Annotated in this window: 7 protein-coding genes; all 7 read left to right on the top strand. The window is 59.6% G+C overall.

What is annotated here, in order from left to right; all coding sequences use genetic code 11:
• The first annotated feature begins 40 nt into the window (after nucleotides 1–40).
• The 7 genes from H7688_RS14030 (at nucleotide 41) to H7688_RS14060 (ending at nucleotide 13330) form a co-directional block, all read left to right on the top strand.
• On the top strand, nucleotides 41–814 hold the full coding sequence (locus tag H7688_RS14030) for a tyrosine-protein phosphatase (protein WP_183361782.1): 774 nt from the start codon (nucleotides 41–43) through the stop codon (nucleotides 812–814).
• 263 nt (nucleotides 815–1077) lie between these two features.
• On the top strand, nucleotides 1078–2103 hold the full coding sequence (locus H7688_RS14035; RefSeq protein ID WP_183361783.1) for an SDR family oxidoreductase: 1026 nt from the start codon (nucleotides 1078–1080) through the stop codon (nucleotides 2101–2103).
• Between the two features lie 386 nt (nucleotides 2104–2489).
• Nucleotides 2490–3542, top strand: a complete 1053-nt coding sequence (locus tag H7688_RS14040) for a polysaccharide biosynthesis/export family protein (RefSeq protein WP_183361784.1) — start codon at nucleotides 2490–2492, stop codon at nucleotides 3540–3542.
• A gap of 143 nt (nucleotides 3543–3685) precedes the next feature.
• On the top strand, nucleotides 3686–5995 hold the full coding sequence (locus tag H7688_RS14045) for a GumC family protein (protein ID WP_183361785.1): 2310 nt from the start codon (nucleotides 3686–3688) through the stop codon (nucleotides 5993–5995).
• A 636-nt stretch (nucleotides 5996–6631) separates the two neighbouring features.
• Complete coding sequence (locus H7688_RS14050) at nucleotides 6632–7579, top strand: DUF6242 domain-containing protein (RefSeq protein WP_183361786.1); 948 nt, start codon at nucleotides 6632–6634, stop codon at nucleotides 7577–7579.
• 508 nt (nucleotides 7580–8087) lie between these two features.
• Nucleotides 8088–8810, top strand: a complete 723-nt coding sequence (locus H7688_RS14055; RefSeq protein WP_183361787.1) for an FKBP-type peptidyl-prolyl cis-trans isomerase — start codon at nucleotides 8088–8090, stop codon at nucleotides 8808–8810.
• 239 nt (nucleotides 8811–9049) lie between these two features.
• On the top strand, nucleotides 9050–13330 hold the full coding sequence (locus H7688_RS14060) for a putative Ig domain-containing protein (protein WP_183361788.1): 4281 nt from the start codon (nucleotides 9050–9052) through the stop codon (nucleotides 13328–13330).
• Nucleotides 13331–13453: the final 123 nt, after the last annotated feature.

Here is a 13453-nt window from a genome sequence, read left to right on the forward strand (position 1 = left end):
GGTTCGTCGCTTGCCACCCATAACCTCGAGAACCTGATCCATGGATACCTGCTTCGTAGATTTTCACAGCCACCTGGTTCCCGGAATCGACGACGGTGCCGTCGACAGCATCGACTCGCTCGAGATGGCACGCACCCTGGCGAGTTACGGCTTCGGTACGGTGCACTGTACGCCGCACCTCATCACCGGCGGCTTCGAAAACCGGCCCGACGGGGTGCGCAGCGGCGTGGCTGCCCTGCAGGAGGAGATCTCCGACGCCGGCATCCCGGTTCGCCTGGTGGCCGGGACGGAGCACTACTTCGACGAATACCTGTTGGACCTGGTTCCCGCCGCCTTAACCGTCGGGGGCTCGCGCTACCTCTTGGTCGAGATCCCGTTCAGGGCCCCGGGCGACCTGGTGCCGGCCATGGTAGTGCAACTGCGCAGGCAGGGGGTGCTGCCGCTCTTCGCCCATCCCGAGCGCTGCGCAGCCTTCGCTCCTCCCCGCCAGGACGCCGGTCTCTTCGGTGCCCTGGGCTCCGTTTTCGGGATGCGCAAGGAAACGAGCCTGGAGGGATCCCTGGTCCTGGATCTCAAGCAGTCAGGATGCAAGTTCCAGGGTAACATCGGGAGTTTTGCGGGAGTGTACGGCGCCGTGGTGCGCCAGAGATCCATCATCCTTTTGAAAAACGGCATCTACTCCTGCCTGGGAAGCGATGCCCACACCTCGCAGGGGCTTGCGGCCATCCTGGAGAGCGGGCTCGACACCGTGAGGGCAACCGTCGGCGAAACCGCCGCCCGCCAGCTCCTGACCGGTGAACTGGTGTACGACTGACGCGTTGCGGCCGAACCCGAGTTCGCTCTGAAAGAGCGGGAGCAGAGGAGATTAGCCTCGCTCGCTCCCCTGCTCCGTGTCGGGAACGAGATCAGCTAGCCATCAAGGTCCGGAGCGTTTCTGTCGGGGCGAATGATGATTCACCCCTACCCACGTTATCCCCGAAATTCCCGAAAGATCCTTTGAAAAACGGGGGCAGGGGGGATTCGTTTTCCGCTGGTGGATCGGCTCGACAAGAACTTACCTACGACAGGAGGAAAGGCGTGACAGCATACGAAGATCTCAAGCGGCAGCTGAGAGCGGAACCGCGCTGCTGGCTGGTAACCGGGGTGGCGGGCTTCATCGGGTCAAACCTTCTCGAGCACCTGTTGCGCCTGGACCAGCGGGTCGTGGGGCTGGATAACTTCTCTACCGGCAGTCGCGCGAACCTCGACGAGGTACGTATCCTGGTGGGCGAGGACGTCTGGTCCCGCTTCCGGTTCATCGAAGGGGACATCAGGGATCCGGCTGCCTGCGCCGCAGCCTCTCAAGGGGCCGACTACGTGCTGCACCAGGCGGCCCTGGGGTCGGTGCCGCGCTCCATCGACAACCCGTACAACACTAACGATAACAACGTCACCGGCACGCTCAACATGATGCTGGCGGCCCGCGACGCCAAGGTGCGCCGCTTCGTCTACGCCTCGAGCTCCGCGGTGTACGGCGATCACCCGGCGCTCCCCAAGGTCGAGGAGCACATCGGGCGTTCGCTCTCCCCCTACGCCGTCTCCAAGCACGTCTGCGAACTCTACGCGCACCAGGTTGCCAGCCACTACGGCCTCGAGTGCGTCGGGCTGCGCTACTTCAACGTCTTCGGGCCCCGCCAGGACCCCGACGGCCCCTACGCCGCGGTGATCCCCAAGTGGGTGGCCGCCATGATCGCGGGGGAACCGGTCTACATAAACGGCACCGGCGAGACCAGCCGCGATTTCTGTTTCGTGGAAAACGTGGTGCAGGTGAACCTCCTGGCGGCGACCGGCCAGAACCCGGATGCCGTGAACCGTGCCTACAACGTCGCCCTCAACGACCGGACCAGCCTGACCCAGCTCTTTGAGCTGTTGCGCAGCCGCCTCGCTTCCCATTACCCGCACCTTGAGCAGTTTGCCCCGATCTACCGGAACTTCCGGGCCGGCGACGTCATGCACTCGCAGGCCGATATCGACAAGGCGTGCACGCTCCTTGGCTACTGCCCCACCCACACTATCGGCCAGGGACTGGATGTCGCGCTCGACTGGTACCGCAAACTCCGTTAATCGGGCAAAATATTGTAGGAATTCTGGCAGGTTGTGTCAGCGCCTGTGAGGATGTTGCCTTTCTGGATCCTGAACAAGACGAGACGCCAACTGTCAACGCCGTGAATGAGCCCGACAAAAACCCTGTCGGGCTCTTTATTTACGTAGATCGGAGTGAAGCATCTCTGTCACTACTACGTTGTCTTATAGTGGTGTTAATGTTGGTTAAGATTAAAATAGTGGTAAATCATTGACTTAAGTCATTCCAAATGTTAAAAGTTTCCTCAGATAGCGTCGGCTGTAACAGTGACTTACCTTGAAAGTCGACACGCCCCGCCACCCAAGCTTTTCATGTTCTTATTGCGCAATGACGAAAGTCGGCGCGCTCTTTGTCAGGATGGTATTCGATGAAGCTTCGTCCCTTTCTCTGCACCTTGGCCTTGGCAGTTTCCACGTTGACTCTTACCCTTTCGGGATGCGCAACCTATTCCGACCTGGCCCCGGGGACCAAGCGCGAGATCCATTCGCCGGTGGTTTCCCGCGAAGAAGTCGCGGTTACCGGAGCGCTTTCTGCCGAAGCGCCCCCCTCCACGAACTACCAGGTGGGGGTAGGGGACGTGCTCCTCTTGAACGTGAGCGGTCGCCCCGAGTTCACCGTGGTGAGCCCTACCACCAGCGGCAAGGTGCAGGGGAGCCGGGTCGACGGCGCCGGCATGCTGCACGTCCCGATGCTCGGCCCCGTCCAGGTTGCCGGGCTCACCCTGGCCCAGGTGGAGCAGAAGCTGACCGGGCTTCTGAAAAAGTACCTGCAGGACCCCTGGGTGATTGTCGAGGTCGCCGAGTACAAGAGCCTGCCGCTCTACCTGCTCGGGCAGTTCCGCGCCTCCGGGACCTACTACATGGACCGCCCGCTTACGCTTTTGCAGGGGCTTGCGCTGGGCAACGGCTTCGATGCCAGCGCGAACCTTAAAGGTGCGCGGCTGACCCGGGAGGGGAAGGTGGTCCCGGTCGATTTCTACGGTCTGCTCACCCACGGCGACGCGCGGCAAAACATCTGGCTCAAGGGTGGGGACAGCATCTACATCCCCGACAGCCGCAACCAGCTGGTGTTCATCTTCGGTGCCGTCAAGAAGCCCGGGTCGGTTGCCATACCGCCGGGGGGGATGAACCTGGCGCAGGCCATAGCGAGCGCCGAACTGCGCGATGCCGGCTTCGACTTCCACCACGTGCGCATCATCCGATCGCTCTCGGCCACCCGGGGCGAGCTGCTGGTGGTCGATTACGACCTGGTGCTGCGCGGCGAGGCCCTCCCCATGCCGCTTGTGGACGGGGACATCGTCTACGTGCCCAAGAGCGGCTTTGGCACCTGGAACGACGTGATCGCCGACATCCTCCCCTCGCTGCAGACCGTAAGTGCCATTTTGCAGCCGTTTGTCTCCATCAAGTTCTTGAGCCAGTAAAGTATCCGGTTCTCCTGTCGAAAAGGTGCTCAGCGAGGCGGCGGGTAGGAGTCTCTCCTGCCGGCGCTCATCGAGATGCCTGACAGCGCAAATTTCGCGTAACTGTTGCAGTTCGAATCACACACTATCTACCAGGACTTGTCATGAATCAGCAGTTGCCCATGCCTCAGCAGGAAGAGATCCATCTTCAGGATTACCTTCAGGTCATCATCCGGCGCAGAACCACCTTTTTCGTCACCTTCCTGGCCGTTTTGTCGGCAGTGGCACTCTATACCTTCCTGGTACCCCCTACCTACGAATCGACGGCAACCCTGTTCGTGAAAGACGACAAGGGGAAGGTGGGGCAGATGGGCGACCTTTTGCTCAACAACGCCACCCCGATCGACTCCGAGATCGAGATCCTCAAGTCGCGCAGTAACGCCGAGAAGGTCGTGTCGGCAATGCACCTCGACTGGGGTGTCGACAAGCGCTCCGAGGGGGTCAGCTTCAAGCTGGTGGAGTTCGCCGCGCAGGCACCACGCTCCGAGGACCGCAGCTATCGGGTCGAGCTCCAGGGGGGCGGCGCCTACACGGTGCACGATGCCGACGGCAACCTGTTGGGGACCGGGTCGAACGGCGTCCTCTTGCACGGCAAGGGGATCACGCTGCTGATCCGGGACATCCAGGGAAGCAAGGGTGACTCCTTCCGCCTTACCCTGCACCCGTTTTACGAAACCGTCGAAGGACTGATGAGGGCGATCAAAGTTGGCGAGGTCGGAAAGAAGACCAACGTCATGTCGATCTCCTATAGAAGCCGGGATCCGCTGAGGGCGCGCGACGTGGTGAACACCCTGGTGCAGACTTACCTGGACCAGGGGGTGGCGCTGCGGGCCGAAGAGGCGACCCGCACGGTGTCTTTCGTCCAGGACCAGTTGAAGGGGACCAAGGACGAGCTGGAGCGCGCTGAGAAGAACCTGGAAGGGTACAAGAGTGCCACCGGCGTCATCGACCTGGACACCGAGGGGCAGGCCCTCATTCAGAACCTGATCGACGTGGAAAAGCAGAAGGCCGAGGCTGGACTGCAGCGCAAGCAGGCCGAGTTCGCGCTCGCCTCCTTGAAGGATGCCCGGCGCAGGGGAGTTGCCTATGCTCCCTCGGTGTTGCGCGACGACCCGGTCCTCGCCGGTCTGGCCGGAAAACTTGCCGACCTGCAGGTGCTCAAGAAGTCGCGGCTTTCCGAGAGTACCGAGAACCACCCCGCGGTGCAGGCGATCCAGGCGCAGATTGACGAGACCGAGCGCAAGATCCAGAGCACCTACGAAACCACCATCAAAAACGCCCAGGCTCAGGAACGGGCGCTGGCGGCGCAGATCGCCCAGAGCGATGCGCAGCTCAAAAAGCTCCCCGCCGCCGAGCGGGACCTGGCGCGCCTGATGCGGGTGACCAAGGTTAACGCGAGCATCTACACCTTCCTGTTGCAAAAGCACGAGGAGGCCCGGATCGCCAAGGCTTCCACCATCAACAACATCAGCGTGGTGGACCCCGCAATTGCAGCCGAGAGGCCGGTCACCCCGAAGAAGGCCAAGAACCTCCTCCTGGGAGTCGTGGTCGGCCTTATGTGCGGCATGGGGCTCTGCTTCTTCCGCGAATACCTGGACGACACGCTGAAGGACCCCGAAGCCGCCCGCAAGACGCTTGCCTTGCCGCTTTTGTCGGTCATCCCCTTCATCCAGGACAAGGAAGGGGGGCAGGCTGCCCTCATCGCCCACAATCTGCCGAAGGCACCGGCCTCCGAGGCCTTCCGCTCGCTGCGCACCGCGCTGCACTTCTGTGCCGTCAACAAGGACAACAAGGTACTCCTGGTAACCAGTACCTTCTCCGGGGAGGGGAAGTCGACCGTCGCTTCCAACCTCGCCATCACCCTGGCCCAGACCGGGGTTCCCGTACTGATCATCGACTGCGACCTGCGCCGCTCCACGCTGCACGAAAAGTTCGGGCTGGAGCGCGGCGAGGGGCTCACCGGTCTGCTGGCCGGCGACCTCGAGGCCAAACGGGTGGTGCAGCGCACCGCCGTCGAGGGACTCGACATCGTGACGGCCGGGATTGTCCCCCCCAACCCTTCCGAACTCCTTGGGTCCGAGGCCATGGGGCGTTTCATTCAGCAGATGCGCGAGAAGTACACCCATGTCGTCATCGACGCCCCACCGGTCCTTGCCGTGACCGACGCACCGCTGCTTACCAGGCTTGCCGACCTGGTCGTCATGGTGGTTGAGGTCGGGCGGGTGCCGGTCAAAGCTGCCCAGCGCACCAGGGATACCCTCATTGCGGTTTCGGCACCGGTCGCCGGACTCGTGGTCTCCGACCGTTCCAGCCGGGCGGCCGGTTACGGCTACGGCTATGGTTACGGCTATGGCTACGGTTACGGACTGGAAGACGAGGCTCCCAAGCCGTGGTGGAAATTCGGCAAGAAGTAGCCAGCTCGAACACTCAGTGACGATTCCTGAAAACGCCGAGGTACCTAACAGGTATCCCGGCGTTTTTTTGCCTTTCCGATTCCCCTTCGCCCTGCACTCCTCCCTCAACGCCATTCCCGCGCTCACGACGAACCTCTGGTCCCCCATTCAGAATCTTCTGCGGATGGTCAGATTTCGCCGCCCATAATCGGCAAAGGTGCCCTCACGTCCCCCCCTTTGGAAAAGGGGGGACAGGGGGATTCGCCTTTATCACCCTATTTAGACCTGAAGTCCGGTCGACAGCCGACAACTTAGCTGCCGGTTATCCCGATATGCGCTGCATCCTGCCCACTGCTGTTCAGGCTCATAGTAGTCATCCGTCTGGTTCACTCTCTCCGCACGGCGAACGCCCCCGGTAAACTCCTCATGATTGGGGCCTCTCAGCTTTCCTCACGGGTACCCGCAGTTCAATCCTCCCACAGTGACTGGTCAGTGGCTGCACATTACCAGCCGGAAAACCATTTTCACTATCAAACGTGATCCTGGTAAAAGTGACGTAGATACAAAGCATTGAATGCTGTTTTAATGAAATTCAAACTCTGGCATTGACGTTGTAACCGTGTGGTCAGCAGGTCGCTCACACGGGAGGCAACGAACATGCTCAACATACATCGGATCAACAAGACTTCGCGTACCACTTTGGTTGCCGTCCTGGCACTCTCCCTGGCTCTGCTTCCCGGGTGCGGCGGTGGCGGTGGCGCGGGTGCTCCGACCGCAGTAAGTTCCTCCCAGGGAAGCACACCTCCCTCGACACACGTTTCAGCAAAGCTCAGCATCAAGCAGGGTGAACTGCTCAACGCGGTCTGCTTCGGCAATGGCTACCACGTGGCCGTTGGCGATGCCGGCAAGGTCCTGATGACCTCAGATCAGCTGACCTGGACCGCGGCCAGTTCCGGCAGCGATGCGGCGCTCTACGGGGTGACTTACGGGCAGGGCAAATTCCTCGCCGTCGGCGCCGATGGCAGCATCCTGGTCTCCTCCAATGCAAGCACCTGGCAGAAGGTCGACTCGGGAAACAGCGAGATGCTCTATGGCGCAGCCTACGGCAACGGGCGGTTCGTGGTAACCGGTACCAACGGTACCATCCTGAACTCGAGCGACGGGGTCACCTGGACCGCGGCTACTTCCCCGACCAGCAACTGGATCTACAGTGTTTCTTGGTGCAAGGACCGCTTCCTGGCGACGGGAGAGGGTGGGGCACTTTTTGCTTCGAGCGACGGCAGCACCTGGTCCGCAGTCAACTCCGGTGTTACTACCTGGCTCTTTTCGGTTTGCTACGCCAACGGCCTCTTCGTGGCGGTGGGCGAGGGGGGCACGGTGCGTATCTCCGCTGACGGTCTTACCTGGCAGGGGGTTGCTTCTGGCGTAGATCAGGCCCTGATGTGTGTGGCGTTCGACGGCAATGAATTCCTGGCTCTTGGTGAGGGGGGAACTATCCTTACCTCTGTCAATGGTGTTTCCTGGGCGGCAGGAACGAACTCCGGCAGTGACTGGCTCTACGGGGCGGCCGTTGGTTCAGGAACCGTCATTACTGTTGGAATATAAGCTTTAACTCATAGAGGTGGAAGAGGGCCTGGTCATTTGACCAGGCCTTTTTTGTTGTAGAGGAACATAAACATACTGAAACTCGCCGTTTATGTCATGGAGAAGAGGTAGCCGGCAACGCTGGTGAGATTAGTCGACAAATTGATACATATTTACTTTTAATTTATGTGAAATGTGTCACAATGGAACCGGTTCTTTTCTTATTTTTGTGATGCTTAGGAGTGCACTGGCGATCGGTGCCCGAAATTCCCTTCGAGTGAAAAACCTACCAAAATGTTAAATCATGTAAAAAAGGCTACTTAGCACTGAAACAACCACCAGGTTGGTAATATTTCGCACCCCCGCTGGCTTAGCGATACTGCCCGGGTGCCTGGTAATCTCAGTAATACCGGCAATTACCGGTAATTGAGCGATATGGTACAGATCTTGTTAAGGCAATGACGTGCGACGGACGCTGAGTACTGACTCAGTAAAGAAAGCACACCCATCCACCCCGAAAGGAGACGCAATGCGACTGAAGATTACCCTGATTTGTGCAATGTTGGTCATTTCCACTGCCAGTGTGCAGGCGGAGGAGGCTGCTCAGCTGAGCAGCAAGTCAGATGTTCTCAATTACAGTATCGGTGTCGAGACTGCTCGCAATCTGAAGAAGCAAGGCGTTGACATCAACCTCGAGATGATCATGAAGGGGATGAAGGATGGCCTGTCCGGAGAAAAAATCCTGATCCCCGAAAAGGTTCTGAAAAAGACCATGACCGACCTGCAGACCGACGTGCGGCGCAAGCAGCAGGTAAGCAGGAAAGAGCGTGGCGAGGACAACAAGAAACGAGGCGAGGCCTTCCTGGCGGCAAACAAGGCGAAAGAAGGCGTGGTAGCACTCCCCTCGGGTCTTCAGTACCGTATCCTGCGTGCGGGGTCTGGTGCCAAGCCGCTGGATCAGGACATGATCGAAGTGAACTACCGCGGCACGCTTCTGGACGGTACCGAATTCGATGCCTCCCAGGAGGGAAAACCGGCCCTTCTCGCCATGAAATCCACCATCCCCGGGTGGCGCGAGGCGCTCAGAAACATGCCTGTCGGTTCCAAGTGGCAGCTCTTCATCCCCCCGCACCTCGCTTACGGGGCGCGCGGGGCGGGCAAGGAGATCGGTCCCAACGAGACCTTGCTCTTCGACGTTGAGCTCACTGCCGTAAATCCACACAGAAAAGAGGTTACTGGAAACTCCAAGTAACCGTTATAGGTAGCGCAGAAGCTTCCTCTTAACTTCGCCTATTGGCGGCTGAGCCCAGAGCCGCTTTCATCTACAGCAGTGTGTGAATTAACTGAAATGTCGTAGTTATGTCGTAATTGAATACTGTGATAGTGACGGAAAAACAATTTCAGAAAAGGAGGTGTGATCGTAGAGCACCGTTTTTTGGAACGTCATCGCAGCAACCGTGTAATGCAAGTTGCAATAAAAGGAGACCCATCATGAAAAGACGCAGTATGTTTAACCTCATGCGTCTGCTGCTGCTGTTAGCCTCGATCCCCTTGGGCGCCCACCTGGCCCATGCCGGGGCCGGTATCGGCTACAGCACGTACAGCAGCGGATCCACCAAGGTCGTCCCGACCTACTACGCCAACAGTGTCAGCATCCCCGACGCCACCGGCAAAAGCGCCCAGTACATGAGGAAGTTCGTCGATACCCTGCCCGGGCTCGGCTCCGCGAACGCCAACACGCTCGGCCAGTACCTCCCCGTGGCGGTAGCCGAGAAGTGGGTGAACGGCAACGGTGTGACCACCAACGACGATTACTACGAGATCGGCATCGTTGAGTACACCGAGCAGATGCACCGCGACCTGCCCAAGCCGACCACCCTGCGTGGCTACGTGCAGCTTGAGACCCCGGGTCTTTTGGCTGCCGGCAAGAGCGCCCACATCCAGCTCTTTTACCCCGACAAAACCCCGATCAAGGATAACAAGGGGCAGCTGGTCTACGCGGTCGACAACCCGCACTACCTGGGACCGATCATCGTTGCTACCCGCAACGTAGCGGTGCGCATCAAGTACTCCAACCTGCTCCCTACCGGTGGCTTCAACGCGACCACCGGTCAGCGTAACGGCGACCTGTTCCTTCCGGTTGACAAGACCCTTATGGGTGCCGGCATCGGCCCCGACGGTATCAACAGCTACACCGAAAACCGCGCCGAGATCCACCTGCACGGCGGCGACAACCCCTGGATCTCCGACGGTACCCCGCACCAGTGGATAACCCCGGCCGGCGAGAACACCCCCTACACCCAGGGCGCCTCCTTCGTCAATGTCCCGGATATGCCCGATCCGGGTCCGGGTTCCGGCACCCTGTACTACCCTAACGGTGACAGCGCGCGTCTCATGTTCTACCACGACCACGTAGCCGGCCTTACCCGTCTCAACGTCTATGCCGGTGAGGCTGCCGGTTACCTGTTGACCGATCCCGCCGGGACCGGCGAGCACACCTTGCCGCTGCCGACCACCCAGATCCCCCTGGTTATCCAGGAGCGTACCTTCGTGCCGACCGACATCGCAACCCAGGATGCCCTGTGGGATACCACGCACTGGGGTCAGCCGGGCGACCTGTGGTTCCCGCACGTGTACGAGACCAACCAGGATCCGACTTCCTTTGACGGCACCAACCCGGTTGGCCGTTGGGATTACGGTCCCTGGTTCTGGCCCATCTTCCCGGTCAGCCTCGACCTCCCCACCGGTGCCTACGGCGACGTAACCACCACTCCGGAGGCCTTCGGCGACACCCCGATCATCAACGGTTCCGCCTATCCGGTCCTGAACGTCGATCCGACAGCGTACCGTTTCCGCGTCCTGAACGCGAGCAACGACCGCATGTTCAACCTGAGCCTGTTCGTGGCTGATCCGACCGTCGTGACCGACGACAACCGGACCAATACCGAGGTGCGCATGGTGCCCTCCGCGCCGCCGACCTCGACCTCCGTCCCGCGTGCCTGCAAGTCTACCGATCCGGTCAACCCGGCAACCGGTCTGCAGGTATCCGCTATCGACGAAACCATCGGCGGCGTGCTGGTTCCTGCTGGCACCGCTTGCTGGCCGGCCACCTGGCCCACCGACGGTCGTGACGGCGGCGTACCCGATCCGCGCGCTGCCGGTCCGAAGATGCTGCACATCGGCACCGAGGCGGGTCTTGCCCCGCAGGTGTCCGTCATTCCGGCCAACCCGACCAACTACGAGTACATGCGTCGCAGCGTGACTGTACTGAACGTCCTCGACCACGCCCTGTACCTGGCTCCGGCCGAGCGTGCCGACGTGGTGGTGGACTTCTCGCAGTACGCTGGTCAGACCCTCATCCTGTACAACGACATGGCAGCTCCGGTACCGGCGTTTGACGCTCGTATCGATTACTACACCGACGATCCGGATCAGACCGCGAATGGCGGCTGGTTCACCACCCTGGCCGGTTATGGCCCGAATACCCGTACCCTGATGCAGATCAACGTGAGCGGCACCCCGGGTGTTAACGGCACCCCGTACGACGAGGCAGCCCTCACCGCGGCACTGCCGGCAGTCTTTGCCGCTACCCAGCCCAAGCCGATCGTGGCTGAGCCTGCATTCAACGCAGCATTGGGGACCAACACCACCAAAGGGCAGTACGCTAAGATCTTCACCGGTTCCGCGAACCAGCACACCTTCAACTTCGTGGCCGCCGACACCTTCAGCTACTATCCGGAAAACTCCACCTCCATGGTAACCGTCAACCCGGGTCAGGTCGCCCAGGTACCGGTACTCAACAAAGCGATCCAGGAACTCTTCGACCCGCGTGGCCGTATGAACGCTACCCTGGGTGTCGAGATCCCCTTCACCGGTGCTAACATCCAGACCACCGTACCGTTGGGCTACATCGATCCGGCTACCGAGAGCATCGGTGACGGCGAGACCCAGGTATGGAAGATCACCCACAACGGCGTTGACACCCACCCGGTACACTTCCACCTGGTCAACGTGCAGGTAGTAAACCGCATTGGTTGGGACGGCACCGTGAAGCCGCCGGCAGACTTTGAAGTAGGTTGGAAAGAGACCGTCAGGATGAACCCGCTGGAAGACATCGTCGTCATCGTGCGCGCCAAGAAGCCGACCTTGCCTGGTTTCGGCCTGCCGACCAGCCAGCGTCTGCTCGACCCGACCCAGCCGGTGAACTCCACCATGGGCTTCAGCAACCTGGATCCCTTGACCGGTAACGCCTTCCCTGCGGCACAGGCCGTGAAGAACGTCATGACCGACTTCGGTTGGGAGTACGTGTGGCATTGCCACATCCTGGGCCACGAAGAGAACGACTTCATGCGTCCGTTCATCTTCAAGGTCACCGAGCCGGCTGCTGCTGCACCGACCAACCTCACCTACAGCTACATCGGCGCGCAGGTTCAGCTGAAGTGGACTGACGCGGCAATCAACGAGTACAGCTACATCATCCAGCGTGCAACCGGCCTTACTGGCGGCAGCTTCGCGCAGATCGGCACTGCACTTGCCAATGCAACCACCTTTACCGACACCACCGCTGCAGCTGGTGGCATCTATCGGTACAACGTCATCGCAGTCAGCGCAGGCGGCAACGGTACTGCCAGCATTACGGTTGCACCGCTTACTGTCTCTACGACGAGTCTGCCCGCAGGTGGGGTCAACACCCCTTATAACTTTGGTGTCGTTGCTTTTGGTGGTATTCCTGGCTACAGCTGGTCGGCAACCGGCCTGCCCAGTGGTCTCAGCATTAACTCCACCACGGGTGTTATCAGCGGCACACCGGGCAATATTACTCCTTCCCTTACCAGCCAGAACTATTCTGTATCGGTGACGGTAACGGATGCAGTCTCGACCTCGGTGATTAAAAACTTCACCCTGAAGATTAACCAGACCGCACCTGCGGCCCCTACCTCTCTTACGGCTTCTGCTACGCAGGTCAAGGTGACCCTTAACTGGGTGAACAATGCGAACAATGCTTTAGGTGTAGAGATCCAGCGGGCTACCAACAGCACCTTCACCTCGGGACTTACCAAAGTACAGGTCTATGGCCCGACATTATCCACCTACACTGACACCACGGTTACTCCTGGAAAAATTTACTACTACAGGGTCAGAACCTACAACACCGTGTTGGTGTCCTCTTTCTCCAACACCGTAACGGTAACCACTTCAGCGGCACTTGGAATTACCACCGCCGCCCTTGCTGACGCAGGTGTTAATACCCCCTACAGTCAGGCCGTCACTGCGGTAGCTGGTTTGGCACCCTATACTTGGTCTGCAACCGGGCTGCCCTCAGGTCTGTCGATCAACGCTTCTACGGGTGTAATCAGCGGAACTCCTGCTAACGTCGTGCCCCTTGCCGCAACTTCGGCCACCTTTGCCGTCAGCATAACCGTGAATGATAGTGCATTGCCGCAGGCGACAGCCAGCACTACGTTGAATCTGAAGGTCAACCAAACTGCTCCGGCTGCACCTACTGGCTTGGCAGCAACTCCTTCGACTGGGCAGGTACTCCTGACCTGGACTAACACTGCGAACAACGCTGTTGGTGTCGAGATTCAGCGAGCAACCAACAACACGTTCACGACTGGATTGACCAAGGTACAGGCTTTTGGGCCTACCCTCAGTACCTACACCGACAAGTCGGTTATCGCAGGAACGGTCTATTTCTACAGGGTACGCACCTATAACACGGTGCTCTTCTCGACCAGTTTCTCCAACGTTGTTAGTGTTACTGCTCAATAATGAGATAATGATTCGCTAATTGTAACTTTTGTTGAAGATAATCCCCCCCGGTGCAGTTTCAGGCCGGGGGTTTTTTTTGGCTGTTGAGGTAGGTTGTCTTACAACACAAAAAGCTTCAAATGT

It is taken from the genome of Geomonas limicola (assembly GCF_014193675.1).
Lineage (GTDB): Bacteria > Desulfobacterota > Desulfuromonadia > Geobacterales > Geobacteraceae > Geomonas > Geomonas limicola.